A 20,097-nucleotide genomic window follows, 5' to 3' on the forward strand; every position below is an offset into this window, starting at 1 on the left:
GACTTCGTACCCGCTTCCGACACCTGGAGGATGAGATGGGCAAACTCATGGACAAGGTCAAGGACCTCGCCCACCGGCACGACGACAAGGTCGACCAGGGCATCGGCAAGGCCGGTGACCAGGCGGACCAGCGCACCGGAGGCAAGTACACCGAGCAAATCGACAAGGGCGTCGACGCCGCGCAGCAGCACACCGGCGAGGGCGACACCCAGCGGTGAGCCGGACCCCGATTGCGACGGTGGCCGCGGGCGACCCGGCCACCGTCCGTCACCGCAGCTCGCGGGCCACGTCCTCCTCGGCGGCCTCGACGCTGTCGTAGATGCCCAGCAGCCGGTCCACCGACGTCAACAGGAACACGTTGCGCACCGACGGCTGCACCGACACCAGGCACAGCCGTCCACCTCGCTGCTGCAACAGCTTGAACGTCGACACGATCGCGCCCAGCCCGCTGGAGTCGAGCTTCGGCACCCCGGCGAGGTCCAGCACGATGCACCGGGCGCCGTCGTGCATGACCCGCTGCAGGCACTCCCGCAGATCCGGCTCGGTCACCAGGTCCACGATGCCGCCCACCCGCACGATGGTGCAGTCCCGGCCGGGCCGGACCTCCAACGACAGCTTCACGCATGCCCCCGATCAGACTGTTGCCGGTTGTTCCCGCCGATAGGCATGGACGGTCACGTGGTGCCCGCCCGCCCTCCGCGGCAAACCCGGCGCCGCAGCGCCTCATGACGGGGGCCTGAGCCGGCTGTGAGCGGCTCGACCGGATCGACGTCACCGGCCGGTGGCACCGTCGATCTGCTCGCGGAGGATGTCGGCGTGGCCGGCGTGCCGGGCGGTCTCCTCGATCATGTGCACGAGCACCCAGCGCATGGACGGGGCCGGTCCCCGGCGGGCGGGTAGCGTCAGGTCGGTGCAGGCCGCGATCACCGCGTTCGCCTGCGCGACGGCGTCCCGGTAACCGGCCAGCACGCCGTCGACGGTCTCCCCGGCCGACGGGCGCATGGTGCGGCGCCAGTCGCTGGTGCGTTCACCGAGGAAGTACCAGCGTTCGACGTGGGTCAGGTGCTTGACCAGGCCCAGCAGATTGGTGCCGGACGGCACGCCGGCGGTGCGGACCTGTGGCTCCGGCACGCCGGCGACCTTGGCCGCGACGGCGTCGCGCAGGTAGTCGAGGAACCCGGCCAGGGTCTCCGTCTCCGAGGCACCCGGCTGCGGGGGTCCCGCGTCGCGGCGGCGGGCCGTCATGCGTCGGACCGCTGGATGAGCAGGACGTTGTCGGTGACGGTGGCGGTCTCGCCGGAGGGGCCGGTCGCTTCGCGCCGCGGCATGTCGGCGCGCAGGATGCGGCACCGCGAGAGGTCGAGGTCGGCGGCGATCTCGTCGGGGGTCGGGAAGTGGGTCTCGGGGTCCTGGTTCCACGACCAGGGGGCAATGGAGCCGTGGTCGACGACCAGGAGCAGGCCCCCTGGGCGCAGGGCCCGCACGGCGGTGCGCAGCACCCGGCCGCGGTCCAGCGGGAACGGCGTCTGCAGGTACTGCGCCGAGACGAGGTCGAACGTCCCGGCGGGGAAGGTGCCGGCCAGGTCGTGCTGTTCGGCGGTGACCCGGCCGTCGACGCCGGCCTCGCGGGCCCGGGCCCGGACCTGTTCGACGGCGACGCCGGAGATGTCGACGGCGGTGACCTGCCAGCCGTGCCGGGCCAGCCAGACGGTGTCGCCGCCGGCGCCGCAGCCCAGGTCCGCGGCGGCACCCGGGGGCAGCGGCCCGGCGGTCTCGACGAGCAGCGGGTTGGCGTGCGTGTCCCAGGTGCGGCGGGTGCCGTAATGCTGATCCCAGAAGGCGGAGTCCATGACCCCAGGATCGCCACGGCGGTGACGGGTTGCAAGAAAACTTGCGGATCCGCATGATGACCTGATGGACGATGTCCTCGCCGGGGTCGGGCCGCGCCTGCGTGACCTGCGCAAGGCGCGCGGCGCCACGCTCGCCGACCTGGCCGCCGAGACCGGCCTGACCGCGAGCACGCTGTCGCGCCTGGAGAACGGCAGGCTCCGACCGACCCTGGAGCAGCTGCTGCCCCTGGCCCGGGCGCACGGTGTCCCGCTCGACGACCTGGTCGCGGCGCCGCCCACCGGCGACCCGCGCATCCACCTTCGGCCGGTGCGGCGGTTCGGGCTGACCGTGGTGCCGCTGACCCGGCGGCCCGGCGGCGTGCAGGCCTACAAGGTGGTCTATCCGCCCGCCGGCCGGGCGGCCACCACGCGGCTGCAGACCCACGACGGCTACGAGTGGTTCTACGTCCTCGAGGGGCGGGTCCGGTTCGTGCTCGGCGAGCGGGAGTTCCTGCTCGGCGCCGGCGAGGCCGCGGAGTTCGACACCCGGGTGCCGCACTGGATCGGCAGCGCCGACGACCGGCCGGCGGAGCTGCTCACGCTGTTCGGCCCACAGGGCGAGCGGGCCCACCTGGCACCGACAAGGCCCTCGCAGCCCGCAAAGCCCGCGAAGCGGTGACCGATCGTTCAACGATCCCCTCGATCGTGCTCATCGTGTTCGGCGCGCTCGGCATCAAGTAGCACGTCGACTAGCGTCAATGTCCCGGCGAGTCGCTGACATAACTCTTCGTTATCGAACGCTTCCAGCGCTCAACTGATTGCACGACGCAAGGTGCGTGCATCCGTTTGGGTTGTAAGAAAAACTGACGGGTTGTCGTCACCGGCCATGCCAGCCCTACCCCGGGGCGGCATGGCCGTCGCGCCGTCCCGGTATTGAGCGGACCCCCGGAATCTGAAAGTGTGGGTGAGCACCGGTTGTTCACCGGAGTCCGGGCCGGAGTTCCTGCTATCGTCTGGCACCGGACGGCAGAGCCACCACTCGCTTGTGTCAATTCATGAGAACGACATTCACTTCATCGCTGCGCAGCGGCTCGGCCGGCTCCCCGGCTGGCCGATACCCGCGCGGAAGCGTCGGTCGACGATGTCTTACGTACCCGATTCAAGCAGGGAATCCGGAATGTCTGAAATACTCCCACTGTCGGTCCCGCTGAACGTGCCCGACGCCAGGCAGCCCCTGCCCTATGACTCCTACGACGCGGAAGGGAATGCGATGTCCGTCGTCACCGAAGACGCGCCACGCCACGCCCGGACTGCACCCATCATCGGCAACCTGCCGTTGCGCAACCCGAACTTCACCGGGCGGCGCGACCTTCTGGACCGGCTGCACGAGCGGTTGCGCACCGGGACCACTGCGGTCCTGCCCGAGGCGATCCACGGCGCCGGCGGCGTCGGCAAGTCGCAGCTGGCGGTCGAATACGTCTACCGCCACCAAGAGGACTTCGACCTGATCTGGTACATCCCGGCCGAGTGGCCGTCCCAGATCCAGTCCGCGCTGGTCAGCCTGGCCCAGCGGCTCGACCTGCGGGTGCCGATGACCGCGAACACCGCGGTGCCGGCCGTGCTGGAGGCGCTGCGCCGCGGCCAGCCGACGGCGAACTGGCTGCTGGTCTTCGACAACGCGGAGGACCCTGAGGACGTTGAGCCCTTCTTCCCGAAGGGCGGCACCGGCCGGATCGTCGTCACGTCACGCAACAGCCAGTGGCGGGAGAAGGCCAACAGCCTGCCCGTCGACGTGTTCGACCGGCAGGAGAGCATCGAGCTGCTGCGCCGGCGCGGCACCGAGCTCTCCGAGGACGCCGACCGCCTCGCCGCGGCGCTCGGCGACCTCCCGCTGGCCATCGAGGTGGCCGCCGCGTTCTGTGCGGAGACGAGGATCGGCGCCGACGAGTACCTCGCGCGGCTCCGCGGCGCCCTCGCCGACATCGACGAGGTCGCCGGCTCGCAGCAGGACTACCCGACCCTCGCCGCGGCCTGGAAGCTGTCGCTCAACGGCCTGCGCGAACAGGATCCCACCGCGCTGCGGCTGCTCCAGGTCTGCGCGTTCTTCGCCCCGGAGCCGATCAGCAAGGCGCTGCTGGCCAAGCCGCGGTCCCTGCGGATCGACCCGGAGCTCGATGCGCTGATGCGCTCCCCGAACCGGCTCAACCAGGCCATCCGCACCATCGTCCGGCTGTCGCTGGCCCGCATCGACTACCGCACCAACGCGTTCCAGCTGCACCGGCTGGTGCAGCGGATGCTCGTCGCCCAGCTGCCGCCCGACGACCACGAACGGATGCGGCACGCCGCTCACCTGCTCCTGGCCGGCAACGACCCGAACCGGCCGGACGACGCCGAACACTGGTGGCTGTACGCCGAGCTGTTCCCGCACATCCGGGCTTCCGGGGCCGAGCACAACATGGACGACGGCGTCCGGGCGCTCATCCTCAACGAGACCAAGTACCTGTGGCGCTGGGGTGACCACATCGGCGCCCGCGCCCTCGCACTCGGCGCGCACACCGCGTGGACCGAGCTGGGCGACGAGGCGGACCCCGACACTCTGCGGCTGGCGGCCTGGCTGAGTTTCATGCACTTCGTGGTCGGCGACTACGACACCGCCGCGGAGCTCAACGCCAGGATCCTGCCGCTGTATCAGCAGACCTTCGGCGAGAACGCCGAGGAAACCCTCAACGTCATCGGCGCCATCGCCGCCGACCACCGCGTGGCCGGCGACTTCGCCGGTGCGCTGAGCCGGTGCGAGGACGTCTACCGCCGCTCCGACCGCGCCTACGGCGCCGACGACCCGTTCACCCTGAGGGCCGCGCACAACCTCGCCGTCAGCATGCGGCTGTCGGGGCTCTTCGGCCCGGCGCTGCGGCTCGACGAGCGCACCCACAGGTGCTTCGTGCAGGTCCTCGGCGCCGAACACGCCGACACGCTCAGCACCGAGGGCGGCATCAACCTGGACCGCCGTGAGCTCGGCGACTATGCCGCCGCCCACCGCAGCCAGGAGTCCGTCGTGGCCACCGCCCGGCGGGTGTTCCAGTACGAGGACCACCCCGACCTGCTCCGGCAGCGGCTCGTACTGGCCGGCCTCCGCCGCAAGGCGGGCGAGCACCACGCCGCGCTCGACGCGTCCAGCGACGTCCTGCGCCGTTTCCGGTCCCGCTACGGCCCGGAGTACCCGGACACCGTCCTCGCCGCCCTCACCGTCTCCATCGACCTGCGGGTGACCGGCAACCTGCGGGCCGCGCGCGAGGCCGGCGAGCAGGCCGTCGAAGGGATGCGGGCCCTGTATGGCAACGACCACCCGCACACCGCCGCGGCCGAGGTCGACCTGGCGGTCACCCTGCGGCTGCTCGGCGAGAGCGACCGGGCCAAGGCGATCGACCAGGACGCGCTGGCCCGCCTGACGGGCAACCTCAACGATTCGCACGTGCTCGTCATCCGCGCCAGGATCAACCTGGCGAGCGACCACTTCGAGCTCGGCGAGCTCCAGGCCGCGCACGACCTGGACGCGTTGAGCTTCGCCCAGTGCGACGAACAGCTCGGCTCCGCCCACCCGACAACCCTGTCCTGCGGCGCCAATCTCGCGATGGACCTGCGTGAGCTGGGCCGGCCGGCCGAGTCGGGCACGCTGTTCGAGGAGATCATCGAACGGTTCCGCACCACGCTCGGCGTCGACCATCCCGCCACCGCCGCCGCGACCGCCGGCGTGCGCGCCAACTGCGACATCGACCCGCTGCCGCTGTAACACCCGTCGTCACGGCCGGGCGGGTCGCCACTCCGCCCGGCCCGCGTCACGGACATCAGCGGCGATCCCCTAGGCCTGCAGTTTCGCCGACGCGGCGATGAGGAGGTCGACCGCGGGACCTTCGGGCACGAAGAACTGGACGGCCTCGACGAGTTCGGTCAGGCCGCCCGGGAATCGCAGGCAGGTCCGCACGATGCTGATGGCGTCCGGGCGCGCCGCCGGGTGCCGCCGGATCGACCCGTACAGCGACCCGCGCAGCAGCTGCAGAATCTCCTCACGGGTCGCGGGTTCGCGGAACTCGGCGAGCGCGAGCAGCGCCTCGACCACCGGCACGAGCGCCGAGGACGGCGGCGGCACCGGCACCTCCGTGACCGGTGCCGCCGGGTGCCGGGACGCGCTGTGCAGCAGCTGGCCCTCGTCGCCGAGCTCGTTGCGATACCACAGATAGGTCGGGGTCTGCCGGGTCAGCCCGGCTCCTCGCCGGGTGCTGAACCGCTCGCGGAGCGCCTCGAACAGCGCGGGCGGATCGGCGAGCAGCGCCGCGCCGCCGTCACGGTGCAGCAGCCGCAGCACCTCGCGGCTGAACAACCCGGTCCGCTGCACCCGTAGGTCGGCGGCGCCCTGCCCGTGCCCCGCGGCGAAGAGCACCTGCTGGGTGAGCCCTGCGACGGGCTCCCCAGCCGGAAACGTCTCGTGCCCGCGCACCCGCAGGCGGCCGCCGTCGTCGTGCAGCTGGCACACGTCGACGAGCCACAGCTGCCGCCGCAACGCGGTGACGACGTCCGAGGTGTAGGTCGCCAGCAGCGAGTCGAGGTCGACGTCCACGGCGTCGGACTCGATCGTGTCGGCGAGGTACAGCCGCCGGCGCCGGGCGGTGTCGAGAAACCCGTGGCCGCCCCAGACGACATACAGGTCCGTGGCGTCGCTGGCGGGCAGCTCCCGCAGGAACACCTGCCGGACCGTGCCCCGGTCGGCGGGCCGGCAGCGCACGCCGTCCGGCAGCGCGCCGTGCGGCGGCAGCGGCGTGGACAGCACCTGCACCCGCTGCGCCGGCACGCCCCGGTCGAGGAAGTACTGCGCGAACCGCAGCGCGTCGGGCACCGGCCCGGCCAGCGACCAGCCGGCGCCCGCCTGGTGCTCCCCCACGCCGACGACGACCACGGTGGCGGTGGCCAGGTCCGCGCCCGCATCCGTCACGGGGCTCACGATACGTCGCGGCCACCGGACGCGTCGTGGTGGCGGGCGCGGGGCGCGGTCCAGTGCCGGAGCATCGCGGTGAGGCGGAACGCGAAGACCAGCGCCGCCGCGCCCACCGCGACCGCGGGCACGGGCAGGCCCGCCTCGTGCGCCACGGCGACGATGACGGCGCCGGCGGCGGCCGGGATCGCATACAGGTCCGTCTCCACCTGCACGAGCGCCGGGGTCTCCCGGGCGGTGATGTCGCGCAGGACCCCGCCGCCGACCGCGGTGGTGATGCCGAGCAGCACCGCCTGCAGCGGCCCGAGGCCGAAGTCGAAGGCCTTGAGGGTGCCGGTGACGCAGAACAGCCCCAGTCCGGCGGCGTCGAACACCAGCACGGTGAACGTCAGCCGGTGCACGAGACCATGGGCGAAGAACGTCACGACGGCGGCGAGCAGCGGCACCACCAGGTAGCTCAGCTCGGTGAACGCCGCCGGTGGGGTCGCCCCGATGATCAGGTCCCGCAGGATGCCGCCGCCGAGGGCGGTGAGCAGCGCCAGCACGACGATGCCGACGACGTCGAAACCCTTGTAGACGGCCATCAGGGCGCCGGAGGTGGCGAACACGTACAGCCCGGCCAGTTCGAGGATGGTGATGACCGTGCTCGCCGACATCCCCACAGTGTCCCGCCGTCGGGTTGCCGTACGCTCGGCGGCCATGCGACGCGTCCTCGGCTGGATCCTTCCGGTGCTCATCACCGCGGCGGTCGCCGTGTACGTCGGCGGCGTGGTCACCGGCCGCTGGGACGCGAACCCCGAGCTCGGCTCCGGCGCGAACGCGGCGCCGTATCCGGAGTCGACCGACCCGGAGCAGCGCAAGGCCCAGGCCGAGCTGTGCCCGCTGATCGACCGGCCCGACGTGTACGGGCTCGTCGAGCCGGCGGGCAAGTCCAAGGGCACCGGCACCTCGTACCTGCGCGACACCGACTGGCACCAGTGCTCGGTGTCGCTGCCGACCAGCGTGCTCAGGCTGGCCGTCGGGCACGACCGCACCACGATCGCGGCCTACCAGAAGCTGTTTCCGGAGGCACAGCCGCGCACGGTGCTCGGCCGGCCGGCGCTCTGGACCGCCGGCAAGTCGATGATCGTCAACTCCCCGTGGCAGGAGGCGACCCTGCTGATCGCCTGGAACCGCGCCGACACGGGCGGGATGGTCGAGCTGACCATCCTGCGCACCAAGCTCAACCCCGCCGACGAGGGCACGCTCACCCAGATCGCGGAGCGGCAGGTCCCGGGCGTGCCCGGCTGGACCAACTGAAGGTTCAGCGATCCAGCAGCTGCGCGAGGTGGACGGCCGGCCGGTCCCGAAGGTCGGCGACCTGGGTGCGGCACGAGAACCCGTCGGCGAGCACGACCGCGTCCGGGGCGGCGTCGAGGGCCGGCAGCAGCTGCTGCTCCGCGACCGCGACGGACACCTCGTAATGGCCGATCTCGACGCCGAAGTTGCCCGCGAGGCCGCAGCAGCCGGCCAGCCGCCTCACCTGCGCGCCGGTGGCCTTGAGCAGGTCCGCGTCGGCCTTCCAGCCCAGGACCGCGTGGTGGTGGCAGTGCGGCTGGGCGACGATCTCGACGCCGGACAGGTCCGGCGGGGTCCAGTCCGGGGTCTGTGCGAGCAGCTCGGCAAGGGTGCGCACCGACCCGGCGACCACCGCCGCGTCCTCGTCGCCGGGCAGCAGCTCGTGGATGTCGGAGCGCAGCACCGCGGTGCAGGAGGGTTCGATGCCGACGATCGGGACGCCGGCGCGGGCGTCCGGGGCGAGCGCCGCGACGGTCCGGGTGAGGATCTTCTTCGCCGCGTCCAGCTGGCCGGTGGTGATCCAGGTCAGGCCGCAGCACACCGTCCCGGACGGCAGTCTGGGTTCGTAGCCGGCGGCGCGCAGCACCCGTACCGTCGACTCCGCCGCCTCCGGGGAGAAGGCGTCGGAGAACGAGTCGGCGAAGAGGACCACGGGTTTGCCGCCCGCGGCCGGCTGGAACGTGCGGCGGAACGGGCGCCGGGCGAACGCGGGCACGGTGCGGCGCCGGTCCACGCCGGCGAGCCACAGCAGCAGGCCGCCGATCACGGGCAGGCGCATGCCGAGGTTCGCCAGCCGCGGCGTCCAGCCGGCCAGACGGGCCCAGAACGGCAGCCTGCCCAGCGTGTAGTGCGACCGCGGCCGCAGCTTCTTCCGATACGTCTGGTGCAGGACCTCGGACTTGTACGTCGCCATGTCGATGCCGGTCGGGCAGTCCGACGCGCAGCCCTTGCACGACAGGCACAGGTCCAGCGCGTCGTGCACCGACGGGTCCGACCAGGTCAGCTCGCCGCGCACGACCTCCTGCAGCACCCGGGCGCGGCCCCGGGTGGAGTCCTTCTCCTCGCGGGTCGCCAGGTAGGACGGGCACATGACGCCGCCGGCGGCGGAGTTGTCGGCCCGGCACTTGCCGACGCCGGTGCACCGGTGCACGGCCTGGGCGAGGTCGCCGCCGTCGTGCGGGTAGGCCATCGCGAGCGCCTTGAGCGGGAACCGCCCGGCGGGCCGCACGTCGGCGTCGACCGGGTCGGGGTCGACCAGGACGCCGGGGTTGAGCAGGTTGTCCGGGTCGAAGGCGTGCTTGATCCCGGCGAACAGGGCGATCGCGTCCGCGGAGTACATGTGCGGCAACAGCTCGGAGCGGGCCCGGCCGTCGCCGTGCTCCCCCGACAGCGAGCCGCCGAACTCGCCGACCAGCTTGGCGGCGTCGGTGAGGAACTCGCGCAGCACCTTCGTGCCGCCGGGCTCGCCGAGCGGGAAGTCGAGGCGGACGTGCATGCAGCCGTCGCCGAAGTGCCCGAACGGCGCCGACGTCAGCTTGTAGGAGGCGACGAGCTCGTCGAACCGGGCCAGGTAGGCGCCCAGCCGCTGCGGCGGCACGGCGGCGTCCTCCCAGCCGGGCCACGCGGGACGGTCCGACGGGGCGCGCCCGGCCAGGCCGGCGCCGTCCTCGCGGATCCGCCACAGCTGCGCCTGGACGAGCGGGTCGGTGACGACGAGGGCCTCCTCGCCGATGCCGTCGGCGGCGAGGCGGCGGGCCCGGGACTCGACCTCGCCGAGGTCGTCGCCGGCCAGCTCGACGAACAGCCAGGCGCCGCCGCGCGGCAGCGACGGGACGGCGGCCGGCCCGCGCCGGGCCACCAGCACGTCGATCAGCCGCGAATCGAGGCCCTCGCACGAGGTCGGGCCGTGGGCGACGACGGCCGGGGCGCTCTCGCCGGCGGCGACGATGTCGCGGAAGCCGAGGACGACGACGACCCGGACCGGGGCGTCGACGACGAGCTTCACGGTCGCCTGGGTGATGACCGCGAGGGTGCCTTCGGAGCCGACGAGGGCCTGGGTGAGGTCGAAGCGTTCGGGCAGCAGGTGCTGCACGGCGTAGCCGGAGACCTGCCGGCCGAACCGGTCGAACTCGGTCCGCGCCGTGGCGAGGTGCCCCTCGATGACTGTTTTCAGCTGGTTTTTCAGCATTTCTGGTGGCTTTTGGGTACTGATCTGCTCGCCCGCGGCGGTCAGCAGTTCCAGGCCGGCGACGTTGTCCGACGTGCGGCCGTAGGCCAGGGAGCGCGAGCCGCAGGCGTTGTTGCCGATCATCCCGCCGATCGTGCAGCGCGGGTGCGTCGACGGGTCGGGCCCGAACCGGACGCCGTGCCTGGTGACGGCCTTCTGCAACACGGCGTGCACGGTGCCGGGCTCGACCACGGCGGTGCGGGCGTCCGGGTCGACGGACAGGACGCGGTTGAGGTGGCGGGAGAAGTCCAGCACGATCCCGCGGCCGACCGCGTTGCCGGCCACCGATGTGCCGGCGCCCCGGGAGGTGAGCGGCACCCCGGTCGCACGGGCGACGGCGAGCGCCGCGGCCACCTCGTCGACGTGCCGCGGGCGGACGACCGCGAGGGGCGGGATCCGGTACAGCGAGGCGTCGGAGGCATACATGCCCAGGGTGCCGGCGTCGGCCCGGACCTCGAGCCCGGCCTGCTGCAGTGCACCCACCACGTCGTTCATGGGTAACATGTTACTCATGCCCTCGCCCGACCTCCCAACCGAGGCGCCGTCGTTCGCTCTCCGCGCACCCGCCCTCGCGCTTCGCCTCCCGGCCGAGGCGCCCTCGCTCGCCGAGGCCGTTGCCCAGGCGGTCCGCGACGGCGTCGCGGCCGGGGAGCTGGTGCCCGACCGGACCTACTCCGTGTATCAGCTCGCCGAGCTCCTCGGCGTCTCCCGCAGCCCGGTCCGGGAGGGGATGCTCCGCCTGGCCGAGGCGGGCCTGGTCGAGATCCGGCGCAACCGCGGCTTCCGGGTGCTGCCACCACGCGCCCATGACGTGGCGGAGATCATCGAGATCCGCCTCTGGCTGGAGCCGCCGGCCGCCCGCAAGGCCGCCGCGCACGGCACGGACGAGCAGCACGCCGCCATCCGGGCGGCCCTCGACACCATGGCCGCCGCGGCCGCCGGCGGCGACGAGGCCGCCTTCTGGCCCGCCGACCGCACCCTGCACGACCTGCTGCTGCGCGCCGCCGGCAACGCCCGGGCCGCCGGGATCGTCGCGCAGCTGCGCTCCACCACCGCCCTGCTCGGGCCGCCCACCACGGCCAGCGGCCGGGCCCTGGCCCAGATCCACGCCGAGCACGAACCGGTCGTCACCGCCGTGATCGCCCGCGACGGCGCCGCCGCCGAGGCCGCCATGCGCACCCACCTCGAGGCGACCGGCGCCCTGCTCGTGGCGAACCTGACCGCCCGGCGCTGACGCCGAGCCGGTCAGGCCGGCTCCGGGGCGAGGCGGAACACCGGCCAGCCGATCTCGGTGCGCCAGTCCGCGGGTGTGGGACTGTCGCGGGGGCCGACCAGGTAGGTCTCGTCGACTGGGCCGTCGACCGCAAGGGCGTGCTCCACCACCCACGCTCCCAACCGGCCGTAGGTCACGTCGATGTCGTCGTGCCGGCCGGCGTGCACGGCGACGGCGACGTCGGCCGGTGGCAGCTCGACGATCTCGATGCGCCCCCGGGCGAGGGGTTCGCGGACCGGGCGGTACACCGTCATCGCCCCGGCGCCGGCGGTGAACAGCTCGTTGGCGTAGCGGCCGCCGGGCGGGCCGGTGCGCTCGGCCGGACCGAACGCGGCGTCCAGCTCGGCCATCGCGGCGTCGTACCACCGCGTTGCGTCCTGCAGTGTGACGTCGCCGCGGACCGCGACGACCGATCTGGCGGGCAGGGAGCGCAGCTCGACCCGGAAGTCGTCCTGCTCCGGGCGCAGCAGCCGGCGCAGCGACACCACGGCGGCCCGGGTCCGTTCGAGTTCCTCCTCCAAACGGCGCAGGTGCCCGGCGATGAGATCCGCGCGCCGCTGCGGGTCGTCGGCGGCGAGGATGGCCCGCACCTCGACCAGCGGCACGTCGAGCTCCCGCAACCGGTGGATGACCTGCGCGGACGGGATCTGCTCGGCGGAGTAGTAGCGGTATCCGGTGAACGGGTCGACCGCGGCCGGCTCCAGCAGGCCGCCCTCGTGATACCGGCGCAGCGTCCGCACGCTCAGACGGGTCAGCGTGGCGAACTCCCCGATGGTCATTCCTTGGCGCATGCGTCCAGTCTTGACCCTCTCCCGGCGGGAGACTGCACGGTTGACGCATGGACCTTTCTCCCCCAATTACACCAAATTCGACGTGGTTCATCACCGGTGGGACGCCGGGTGGCTTCGGTCAGGCGTACGCCGACGCCGCCCTCGAAACGGGTGACCGGGTGGTGCTGACCGCGCGGCGCCCCGAGCAGCTGCGGGAGTGGGCGCGCCCGCACGGCGACCGGGTGCTGCTCCTGCCGCTGGACGTCACCGACGCGGCGCAGATCCGCGACGCGGTGGCCGCGGCCTCTCATGCCTTCGGCGGGATCGACGTGCTGGTCAACAACGCCGGGCGCGGATGGTACGGCTCGATCGAAGGCATGGCCGAGGATGCGGTGCGCCACACGTTCGAGCTGAACTTCTTCGCCCTGCTCGCGGTGACCCGTGCGGTGCTGCCCGGCATGCGGGAACGGCGCCGCGGCTGGATCCTCAACATGTCCTCGGTCGCCGGCCTGCGCAGCGTGCCCGGGTTCGGCTACTACAGCGCCGCGAAACACGCGGTCGAGGCGGTGACGGCGGCCCTGCGCGAGGAGGTCGCCCCGCTGGGCATCCGCGTCCTGGCGATCGAGCCCGGAGCGTTCCGCACCAACGCCTACGCCGGCTTCGCCGACGAGCCGCTCACCGAGTCCATCCCGGCCTACCACGGGATGCTCGACGGCGTGCGGTCCGCGATGATCGACCAGGACGGCACCCAGCCCGGCGACCCGCTGCGCGGCGCCCGCGCGGTCATCGCCGCGATGGCCGAGGACCCACCGCCGCACCGGCTGGTGCTGGGCAGCGACGCCTACGACGCGGTGACGTCGACGCTCCGCGACGCCATGACCGACATCGCCAGGTCCGAGGCCGCCTCCCGCGCCGCCGACTTCCCGCCGAGCATGTGAGGCCGGATCCCTACCTCCGCTCGAGTGCGACGACCGCATCCAGCAGACAGTGCAGGCAGAGTTCGTAGCGGTCGGCGTCCACCCGGTCGAACAGCAGCTCATCGAGCGGCACACCGTCGGTCCGCTCCGGCTGGCCGGCGATCGCCAGCTCGGCCAGAACGGCAAGTTTGAGATCGTGCAGTGCCGTCGGCTCACTGTCCAGGGTGCTCATCGCCCCTCCGGTTCCGACTCGGAGCGTGGACGGAAACACTGCCCACCCGGTGCCCGTTCCCGCCGGGCGCCGCACCGACGCTCACCCGAAGGGATGAGTTACGGGCTCATGCACATGCATCTGAACCTGTACGGTGCTCGCGTGACGACGCCGCCCTCTCCCTCCGGGCCGAACCCGGACGTTCCTGCGTGGGGCCCACCGAACACCCCCGCACCGGGCATGCCGACCTCCGGCATACCAGCGTCCGGCATGCCGATGCCCGGGCCACCCACCTCCGGCTTCCCCGCGTTCGGCCCGCCCACCTCCGGCTTCCCCGCGTCCGGCCCGCCCACCTCCGGCATTCCCGGGTACGGGCCGCCGGACCCGTTCGGGGCACAACCCCCCGGTGCACCCAACTGGATGACGCCGCCTACGGGTCCCGTCATCGGCGGACCGGGCAGCTGGCCGAGCGGTTATCGGCCCCCATCCGGCAGGCCCGGCAGGTCGCGGAACAAGCTCATCGTCGGCGTCGTCGCCGTCGTGCTCCTGCTGGTGTGCGGTGTCGGTGGGGTCGCCGCGTTCGTCGGTGGTGACTCCGACAAGACGCCGGCCGCCGTGGGCGCGACCAGCAGCGCGTCGGCGAGCCCCACGCCGAGCAAGGCGCCGGAGCCGATGACCTCCACCGCGTACCAGTCGGTCCTGACCGAGGTCGACGGGCTGCTGGGGCCGGCGTGGCAGCTGGTCGTCGCGGCGAAGAACCAGACGGCGACGACGGATGCCGTGCAGGCGCTGGCCGACGCGGTCAGGACGAGCGCGCCCAAGTTCGCGTCCCTCACCCCGCCGAAGGAGGCGGCCGCCGGCCACGAGCAGATCAAGCGGGCGTTCAACTCCTTCAGCAGCGACATCAGCGCGCTGGCCGGGGCCGTGAAGTCGGGCGAGTACTGCGCCGGCTCCTCGGCGGTCTCCCAGGTGACCAGCCTGCCCTCGGCGAACCTCCTCCGGGAGGCGGTCAAGGCCTTCGGGACCTCCTTCGCGTTCGGCGCGTGGCTGCCGGCACCGGTCGCCCAGCAGACCCGCACCCTCGCGAACGGCACCATGGTGAAGAAGGGGACCCTCAACGGCTCGGGCGAGTTCACGATCAACAACAACGGCAGCCAGACCGACGTCACCGTGAGCCTCGTCCCGAACGGCGGCAAGGTCGCGGCCTTCACGGTCTTCGTCTCGGCCGGCAAGACGTTCAAGGTCAAGAAGGTCAAGGACGGCAACTACCAGGTGTACATGAGCAGCGGCGTCGACTGGGACGCGGGCGTTGCCGGGTTCACCCGCTCCTGCGATTTCGAGAAGTTCGCGGACGTCTTCGAGTTCAAGACGACGAGCCGGCAGTACACCACCTGGGAGATCACCCTCAAGGCCAGCGTCGGCGGCAACGCCGACACCGACCCGGTCAACCCCGGCGACTTCCCGCAGTGACCACGGTCCGACCGGACCACTGACCGAACGACACCCGTCGATCGGCCTATGCTGCCACGGCAGGTCGGGACCTATCCTGCTGTGAGTGGATGGTCCCGACCGGTAAAGGCGGCGGATGGTCTTCGGCGCGGACGAGCAGGACCTGAGCAGCGCCGGGCGCGGCGTGGAAACGTTGGCGGAGCTGGCCGGCCTGCTGCGTGCCCTGCGGCGCCGGCACGCCCGCCGGTGCGGCGAGCGGGAGTTGTCCTACCGGACCCTCGCCGCCCGCACCGGCTGGTCGCACACCGCGGTGGCCGAGTACTTCACCGGCAAGACGCTGCCGCCGACGGACCGGTTCGACGTCCTCGTCGACCTGCTGGGCGCCGGCCCGGCCGAGCGGGGCGCCCTGGCCACCGCCCGTGACCGCGTCCACGAGCGGCGCCGGGGCGACACCCGCCCGCCGGACCCGCAGCCGGACCGGGCGGCGGCCGCCCCGGTGCCACGGCAGCTGCCGCCCGCGGTCCACCAGTTCAGCGGCCGGTGCCCGGAGCTTGCCGAGCTGACCGACCTGGTCGCCCGGACCCCGGCGACCGGGCCGGTCACGGTCGCGATCACCGGCACCGCCGGCATCGGCAAGACCGCCCTCGCGCTGCACTGGGCGCACCGGATGGCCGGCCGGTACCCCGACGGCCAGCTGTATCTCGACCTGCGCGGCTTCGACCCGAGCGGCGCGGCGATGCCGGCCGGGGAGGCCCTGAGCCAGCTGATCGACGCGCTCGGCGTGCCATCGCAACGGATCCCGCCGGACCTGGCGGCACGGGCGGCGCTGCTGCGCACCGCCCTTGCCGGCCGGCGGATGCTCATCGTCCTCGACAACGCCCGCGACAGCGCCCAGGCCCGCCCGCTGCTGCCCGGCACGCCGGGCTGCCTGGTCGTGGTGACCAGCCGCAACCAGCTTCCCGGTCTGGTGGCCGCCGCGGGCGCGCATCCCGTGACGCTCGACCTGTTGGGCCCGGACGAGGCCACCGAGCTGCTCCTGCGCCGCGTCGGACCGCACCGGGGCCAGGTGGAGCCGGCGGCGGTCGATGCCATCGTGGCCCGCTGCGTCGGGCTGCCACTCGCCCTCGCGCTGGTCGCCGCCCGCGCCGCCACCCGGCCACGGGCCATGCTGTCGTCCCTCGCCGGCGAGCTGCGCGACGCCCGCACCCCACTCGACGCGCTGGACATCGACGAGCCGGACGGCGCGGTCCGGACGGTGTTCTGGTGGTCGTACCGCGCGCTGCGACCCGCCGCGGCGCGGCTGTTCCGGCTGCTCGGCCTGCACCCCGGCGGCAGCGTGTCGGTGTGGACCGCCGCCGGCCTGGCCGGGCTGCCGGTGGATGGGACGCGGCCGTTGCTCGCCGAGCTGGTCCTGGCGAACCTGCTGACGGAGCACACCGGCGGCCGGTACCACCTGCACGACCTGCTGCACGCGTACGCGACGGAACGGGCCACGGCGGAGGAACCGTCCGAGCAGCGGGCCGCCGCCGTGCACCGGATGATCGAGCACTACCTGCACACCGCGCACCACGCCGACGCGCTCCTGGGCTCCCAGCGGGAGGAACTGATCCTCGACCGGCACGAGCCCGGGGTCGAGCCCGTCGCGGACCGCCGGGCAGCACTGGAATGGTTCACCACTGAGCAGCCCGTCCTGCTGGCGGCCGTGCCGCTCGCGGTGGCCGCCGGGCTCGACGCCACCGCGACCCGGCTCGCCTGGACGCTGACCACCTTCCTCGACTGGCGCGGGCACTGGACGGCCCTGGTCGAGGTCCAGCGGGCCGCGCTGGCCGCCGCCGAACGCATCGGTGACCTGGCGTTCCAGGCTTACGCGCGGCGCGGCCTCGCCCGGGCGCACACCCGCACCGGCCGCTACGCCACGGCCCACCGGCACCTGGCCGCCGCGCTGGAGCTGCACCACCGATGCGGCGACCCGATCGGGCAGGGTCAGACCCACCTCAGCATCGCGCTGGTCCTGGAGCGGGAGCAACGCTACGCCGAGGCGCTCGACCACGCCCGCCGCGGGCTCGAGTCGTTCGGGACGGTCGACAACGGCCGGTGGAGGGCTCGCGCGCTGAACGTGGTCGGCTGGTATCACGCGCTGCTCGGTGACCACGCCCGGGCGCTGACCTCCTGCCGCGCGGCGCTGGACCTGCTCCAGGACTTCGAGACCCCGGCCGATCACGTCTACACCTGGGACAGCATCGGTTTCGCCCTGCACCACCTGAACCGGTTCGACGAGGCCATCGCCGCCTACCGGGAGGCCCTCCGGCGCGGCCGGGACCTCGGCGACCGGCACGTCGAGGCGATGATCCTCGACCATCTCGGCGACGCACACCGCGCCGCCGGCGCCGTCGACGAGGCCCGGGCCGCCTGGCAGCGGGCCGCCGGCCTGCTCGACGAACTGCACCTGCCGGACGACCTCGAACAGGTCCACGCCCGGCTGGCAGCCATCGCACCACGCTCCCCGCAACCGGCGTGAATGCCGCCCGTGGCGGCGACGCGGTTGACGATCAGACGAAGGCCAGGGCCACCACCACCGCGACGATCGCCAGTGCGGCGGTCACCGATGTCGTGCTCGGTGCGACGACGGCCGCGGCGAGCACGACCACGGCGAGACCGGTCAGGACGAGCAGGAGCACCGGCGACAGCCGGGACATCCTGCCGAGCAGTCCGCCGTCGCTGTCGACCAGCCCATCCGGGCGGTCCGCCAGTCCGGTGGTGATGTAGGCGGCGACATTGCGGCGACGTTCCGGAGTCGCGAGAGGTGCGCCGTGCCCGCCGGAGAAGAACGGCCACTGGATCGCCGGCGGCGCGTCGAGCTCTGCGAACCCGCCGAACCCCCCGTTACCGACGTCGTGCATCCGCAGGCCGCGCAGTCCCTGGGCGAGCAGGGCCACCGGGATGTCGCGATTGCCGCGGTCACTGCGGATCTGGCCGATGCGGGGCGCCCGGCGCACGTCGCGCAGATAGGTGTGCCAGGGGAAGGTGGCCGGCAGGACGCTGCCGGCGAGGTACACCCGACGGAAACGCACGGCGGGCACCGTCTGCAACGCCCGGCCGAGCAGATACGTGCCGTTGCTGTGACCGACGAAGTGGAAGTTCGCCGTCGGGTGCTGGGCCACCTCGCCCGAGTACTGGTCCAGGAACCAGCGCACCTTGCGCCGCCGGGTGACCGGGAACGCGAAGGCCAGCGCCGAGAAGTACCGGTAGCTCGGCGTCACCACCCGCCACTGCGTGCCGGTGTCCTCCACCAGCTGCCGGACCTCCCGCACCCAACCATGGACACCGGCTCGGATCCCGTGCACGACGAAGACGACCTCGGTCGCCTCCCGCTTGACCGGCGGTGGCGTCGTCGGGTCCGGCGCCCCGAGGATGTAGGAGCGGAGCAGGAGATACCGGTTGTCGCGGTCCGGCCCGGCGACGTCGAGCACGTCGAAGTGCGCCGCGTCGGCCACCTCGACGTGAGCGGCGCGGGGGAACTGTTCGATGTCCCGGCTGTCCTCGCGCCGCACCAGCCGGTCCGACGTGCCGAGGAACTGCACGACGAACGGCTGCCGGTCGGGGTGCTCCGCCAGGTGCCGCATCCAGGTGAGCCGCAGGTCGGTGACGAACGGCGCCCCGGCCAGCGCGTCCTTCCACGCGAAGCCGAACGGCGACGCCAGCGAGATCACCACCTTCTCGGCCAGCAGCCGCGGACCGCGGCGGCCGGACTCCCACCGGGTCGAGAAGCCCCGGTTGATGCCCGCCATGAGCACGATCCGGGTCACCTTCGCCGCCCATGGGCGGGGCGCGTCACCGGAGAACGCGCCGCATCCGTCGAGCCAGGCCCACCGCACCACCAGCGCGCCAAGGCTGCTGCCGAACAGGATGATCTCGTCGTACGGGCTGTCCCGCGCGGTTGCGGCGGCGTCGAGCTCGGCCAGATGCGCGGAAAGGTTGCCGGCGTAGCCCTCCAGGGTCCTTCCCCGGGTGTACTTCCCGAGGTGGCGGCCGTGGGCCGGCCAGGACAGGAACGTGTCGCCCTCGCATTCCGGCTCGGTCTCCAGCCGCGCCTTCAGCCCCTCCCACAGCAGCCGGGAGCCGGTGATCGCGGGCACGTACAGGAACAACCGACGCATACGCGCATGGTCGACCCATTACACAGCGTTGTCAGTCCAGTACCTGACGGGCCTGCAGCTCGTCAATCAGCGTCATCCAGGACCGCAAGCGGCAGGGACGCCAGTTCATCGATACTGGTTGCGCGCACGTGGATGCCGTCCGGGGCCGACCACTGCCACTCCGGGCTCCCCACCGCCCAGATCTCGACCTGGAAACTCCCATCGACGACGGTCAGGGTGTTGGCGGTGCGGTCCCGGCGGACGGTGCAGTCGCGGCATCGCAACACCGACACCCACAGGTCGGCCGGTCCCCGCATGTCGACCTGGAGGAGCCGCCCCTCACCCCGCACGGCGACCACGGTGTAGCCCGGAATCACCGGCAACACCCGCGGCGCCGACGCGTAGGTCTCCTTGCGCCACCGGTACTGGGACGCGTCGTCGTAGGCGATCATCAGCGGTGCGGCCGCGACGACGAGGACGCTTGCGAGCACGCGGACCTTCCGCGACGCGCCCCGGCCGAACCCGACGCCGGCCGCGCCGTACATCAGCACGACGACCAGCGCCCAGCCCAGCCGCTGTTCGGTCACCGATTCGACCGGCCCGCTCGTGACCGCACCGGCCAGCAGCACCACCCACATGACGAAGGGCGCGACGATCACCCAGGAATGCCGCCACGGCTCCGTTCCCCGGTCGAGGAGCGCCCAGACCACCACCCACCCGGCCGCCGCGGCGGCGAGCACGATCATCGGTCCGTACACGAGAAATACGATGAGACCGCCGAAGCCGCCCATGGTGGACAGGTCCGCCGCGAAGGCCCAGACCGACGCGACGATCGGCACGCTCGCACCGATGCCGACCAGACCCGCCCTTGCCCTGTCATCCATTGGCGTCAGCGTGCCCGGCCGACGTCCGATCCCGCGACAGCAGGCGCGGGATCTTCACAACATCATCACCCGCCCG

General features: G+C 72.8%; 18 protein-coding genes and 1 pseudogene. 9 read left to right on the forward strand and 10 right to left on the reverse strand.

Going from position 1 to position 20,097, the window contains the following annotated elements:
- Positions 1–35 precede the first annotated feature (35 nt).
- Positions 36–218, forward strand: a complete 183-nt coding sequence (locus Dsi01nite_RS09730; protein ID WP_203845738.1) for an antitoxin — start codon at positions 36–38, stop codon at positions 216–218.
- Between the two features lie 49 nt (positions 219–267).
- On the opposite strand, the gene Dsi01nite_RS09735 is transcribed toward Dsi01nite_RS09730, so the two are convergent.
- The 3 genes from Dsi01nite_RS09735 to Dsi01nite_RS09745 all read right to left on the reverse strand — a co-directional run bounded on the left by Dsi01nite_RS09735 (position 268) and on the right by Dsi01nite_RS09745 (position 1,850).
- Positions 268–621, reverse strand: coding sequence for an STAS domain-containing protein (locus tag Dsi01nite_RS09735; protein WP_203845739.1), 354 nt, complete (start codon positions 619–621; stop codon positions 268–270).
- A 150-nt stretch (positions 622–771) separates the two neighbouring features.
- The gene (locus Dsi01nite_RS09740) at positions 772–1,245 is read right to left on the reverse strand and encodes a DinB family protein (RefSeq protein ID WP_203845740.1); all 474 of its coding nucleotides are present in this window, start codon (positions 1,243–1,245) and stop codon (positions 772–774) included.
- On the reverse strand, positions 1,242–1,850 hold the full coding sequence (locus tag Dsi01nite_RS09745; protein WP_203845741.1) for an SAM-dependent methyltransferase: 609 nt from the start codon (positions 1,848–1,850) through the stop codon (positions 1,242–1,244). Before Dsi01nite_RS09745 ends, Dsi01nite_RS09740 begins: the two co-directional genes overlap by 4 nt.
- Before the next feature lie 64 nt (positions 1,851–1,914).
- On the opposite strand from Dsi01nite_RS09745, the gene Dsi01nite_RS09750 reads away from it, so the two are divergent.
- The 3 genes and pseudogenes from Dsi01nite_RS09750 (at position 1,915) to fxsT (ending at position 5,619) form a co-directional block, all read left to right on the forward strand.
- Positions 1,915–2,508 carry a helix-turn-helix domain-containing protein gene (locus Dsi01nite_RS09750; RefSeq protein ID WP_203845742.1) on the forward strand — a complete coding sequence of 198 codons (594 nt, stop codon included), beginning with the start codon at positions 1,915–1,917 and terminating at the stop codon, positions 2,506–2,508.
- Positions 2,509–2,750: 242 nt separating this feature from the next.
- A pseudogene (locus Dsi01nite_RS58865) lies at positions 2,751–2,888 on the forward strand (VMAP-C domain-containing protein); the annotation flags it as partial.
- Positions 2,889–3,006: 118 nt separating this feature from the next.
- The gene (gene fxsT, locus Dsi01nite_RS09755) at positions 3,007–5,619 is read left to right on the forward strand and encodes an FxSxx-COOH system tetratricopeptide repeat protein (RefSeq protein WP_203845743.1); all 2,613 of its coding nucleotides are present in this window, start codon (positions 3,007–3,009) and stop codon (positions 5,617–5,619) included.
- A 69-nt stretch (positions 5,620–5,688) separates the two neighbouring features.
- Here fxsT and Dsi01nite_RS09760 read toward each other — a convergent pair whose 3' ends face one another.
- Both Dsi01nite_RS09760 and Dsi01nite_RS09765 read right to left on the reverse strand, forming a co-directional pair.
- Positions 5,689–6,816, reverse strand: coding sequence for an effector-associated domain 2-containing protein (locus Dsi01nite_RS09760; RefSeq protein ID WP_203845744.1), 1,128 nt, complete (start codon positions 6,814–6,816; stop codon positions 5,689–5,691).
- Positions 6,817–6,821: 5 nt separating this feature from the next.
- The gene (locus Dsi01nite_RS09765; protein ID WP_203845745.1) at positions 6,822–7,472 is read right to left on the reverse strand and encodes a trimeric intracellular cation channel family protein; all 651 of its coding nucleotides are present in this window, start codon (positions 7,470–7,472) and stop codon (positions 6,822–6,824) included.
- A gap of 43 nt (positions 7,473–7,515) precedes the next feature.
- On the opposite strand from Dsi01nite_RS09765, the gene Dsi01nite_RS09770 reads away from it, so the two are divergent.
- Positions 7,516–8,115, forward strand: a complete 600-nt coding sequence (locus Dsi01nite_RS09770; protein ID WP_203845746.1) for a hypothetical protein — start codon at positions 7,516–7,518, stop codon at positions 8,113–8,115.
- 4 nt (positions 8,116–8,119) lie between these two features.
- Here Dsi01nite_RS09770 and Dsi01nite_RS09775 read toward each other — a convergent pair whose 3' ends face one another.
- Positions 8,120–10,876, reverse strand: coding sequence for an FAD-binding and (Fe-S)-binding domain-containing protein (locus tag Dsi01nite_RS09775; RefSeq protein WP_239135799.1), 2,757 nt, complete (start codon positions 10,874–10,876; stop codon positions 8,120–8,122).
- Positions 10,877–10,892: 16 nt separating this feature from the next.
- On the opposite strand from Dsi01nite_RS09775, the gene Dsi01nite_RS09780 reads away from it, so the two are divergent.
- A complete protein-coding gene (locus Dsi01nite_RS09780) occupies positions 10,893–11,615 on the forward strand; it encodes a GntR family transcriptional regulator (protein ID WP_203845748.1) in 723 nt (240 codons plus the stop codon).
- Between the two features lie 11 nt (positions 11,616–11,626).
- Here Dsi01nite_RS09780 and Dsi01nite_RS09785 read toward each other — a convergent pair whose 3' ends face one another.
- A complete protein-coding gene (locus Dsi01nite_RS09785; RefSeq protein ID WP_203845749.1) occupies positions 11,627–12,445 on the reverse strand; it encodes a MerR family transcriptional regulator in 819 nt (272 codons plus the stop codon).
- A 47-nt stretch (positions 12,446–12,492) separates the two neighbouring features.
- Here Dsi01nite_RS09785 and Dsi01nite_RS09790 point away from each other — a divergent pair, with 47 nt between their 5' ends.
- Positions 12,493–13,362, forward strand: a complete 870-nt coding sequence (locus Dsi01nite_RS09790; protein ID WP_203845750.1) for an SDR family NAD(P)-dependent oxidoreductase — start codon at positions 12,493–12,495, stop codon at positions 13,360–13,362.
- Positions 13,363–13,372: 10 nt separating this feature from the next.
- On the opposite strand, the gene Dsi01nite_RS09795 is transcribed toward Dsi01nite_RS09790, so the two are convergent.
- The gene (locus Dsi01nite_RS09795; protein WP_203845751.1) at positions 13,373–13,573 is read right to left on the reverse strand and encodes a hypothetical protein; all 201 of its coding nucleotides are present in this window, start codon (positions 13,571–13,573) and stop codon (positions 13,373–13,375) included.
- A gap of 249 nt (positions 13,574–13,822) precedes the next feature.
- Here Dsi01nite_RS09795 and Dsi01nite_RS09800 point away from each other — a divergent pair, with 249 nt between their 5' ends.
- Positions 13,823–15,022, forward strand: coding sequence for a hypothetical protein (locus tag Dsi01nite_RS09800; RefSeq protein ID WP_203845752.1), 1,200 nt, complete (start codon positions 13,823–13,825; stop codon positions 15,020–15,022).
- A 115-nt stretch (positions 15,023–15,137) separates the two neighbouring features.
- Positions 15,138–17,519 carry an ATP-binding protein gene (locus Dsi01nite_RS09805; protein ID WP_203845753.1) on the forward strand — a complete coding sequence of 794 codons (2,382 nt, stop codon included), beginning with the start codon at positions 15,138–15,140 and terminating at the stop codon, positions 17,517–17,519.
- A 31-nt stretch (positions 17,520–17,550) separates the two neighbouring features.
- Here Dsi01nite_RS09805 and Dsi01nite_RS09810 read toward each other — a convergent pair whose 3' ends face one another.
- Both Dsi01nite_RS09810 and Dsi01nite_RS09815 read right to left on the reverse strand, forming a co-directional pair.
- Positions 17,551–19,158 (reverse strand): alpha/beta hydrolase family protein, encoded by a 1,608-nt coding sequence (locus tag Dsi01nite_RS09810; RefSeq protein ID WP_203845754.1) that lies wholly within the window; start codon positions 19,156–19,158, stop codon positions 17,551–17,553.
- A 62-nt stretch (positions 19,159–19,220) separates the two neighbouring features.
- Entirely contained in the window at positions 19,221–20,021 is an 801-nt protein-coding gene (locus Dsi01nite_RS09815; RefSeq protein ID WP_203845755.1) for a hypothetical protein, read from the reverse strand.
- Positions 20,022–20,097 lie beyond the last annotated feature (76 nt).

This window comes from Dactylosporangium siamense (assembly GCF_016862795.1).
Taxonomy (GTDB): Bacteria; Actinomycetota; Actinomycetes; order Mycobacteriales; family Micromonosporaceae; genus Dactylosporangium; species Dactylosporangium siamense.

Coding starts and splice junctions, on each gene's coding strand:
- Dsi01nite_RS09730 (WP_203845738.1), top strand. CDS start 36: ATGGGCAAACTCATGGACAAGGTCAAGGACCTCGCCCACCGGCACGAC.
- Dsi01nite_RS09740 (WP_203845740.1), bottom strand. CDS start 1,245: ATGACGGCCCGCCGCCGCGACGCGGGACCCCCGCAGCCGGGTGCCTCG.
- Dsi01nite_RS09745 (WP_203845741.1), bottom strand. CDS start 1,850: ATGGACTCCGCCTTCTGGGATCAGCATTACGGCACCCGCCGCACCTGG.
- Dsi01nite_RS09750 (WP_203845742.1), top strand. CDS start 1,915: ATGGACGATGTCCTCGCCGGGGTCGGGCCGCGCCTGCGTGACCTGCGC.
- fxsT (WP_203845743.1), top strand. CDS start 3,007: ATGTCTGAAATACTCCCACTGTCGGTCCCGCTGAACGTGCCCGACGCC.
- Dsi01nite_RS09765 (WP_203845745.1), bottom strand. CDS start 7,472: ATGTCGGCGAGCACGGTCATCACCATCCTCGAACTGGCCGGGCTGTAC.
- Dsi01nite_RS09770 (WP_203845746.1), top strand. CDS start 7,516: ATGCGACGCGTCCTCGGCTGGATCCTTCCGGTGCTCATCACCGCGGCG.
- Dsi01nite_RS09775 (WP_239135799.1), bottom strand. CDS start 10,876: ATGAACGACGTGGTGGGTGCACTGCAGCAGGCCGGGCTCGAGGTCCGG.
- Dsi01nite_RS09780 (WP_203845748.1), top strand. CDS start 10,893: ATGCCCTCGCCCGACCTCCCAACCGAGGCGCCGTCGTTCGCTCTCCGC.
- Dsi01nite_RS09785 (WP_203845749.1), bottom strand. CDS start 12,445: ATGCGCCAAGGAATGACCATCGGGGAGTTCGCCACGCTGACCCGTCTG.
- Dsi01nite_RS09790 (WP_203845750.1), top strand. CDS start 12,493: ATGGACCTTTCTCCCCCAATTACACCAAATTCGACGTGGTTCATCACC.
- Dsi01nite_RS09795 (WP_203845751.1), bottom strand. CDS start 13,573: ATGAGCACCCTGGACAGTGAGCCGACGGCACTGCACGATCTCAAACTT.
- Dsi01nite_RS09800 (WP_203845752.1), top strand. CDS start 13,823: ATGCCGATGCCCGGGCCACCCACCTCCGGCTTCCCCGCGTTCGGCCCG.
- Dsi01nite_RS09805 (WP_203845753.1), top strand. CDS start 15,138: ATGGTCTTCGGCGCGGACGAGCAGGACCTGAGCAGCGCCGGGCGCGGC.
- Dsi01nite_RS09810 (WP_203845754.1), bottom strand. CDS start 19,158: ATGCGTCGGTTGTTCCTGTACGTGCCCGCGATCACCGGCTCCCGGCTG.
- Dsi01nite_RS09815 (WP_203845755.1), bottom strand. CDS start 20,021: ATGGATGACAGGGCAAGGGCGGGTCTGGTCGGCATCGGTGCGAGCGTG.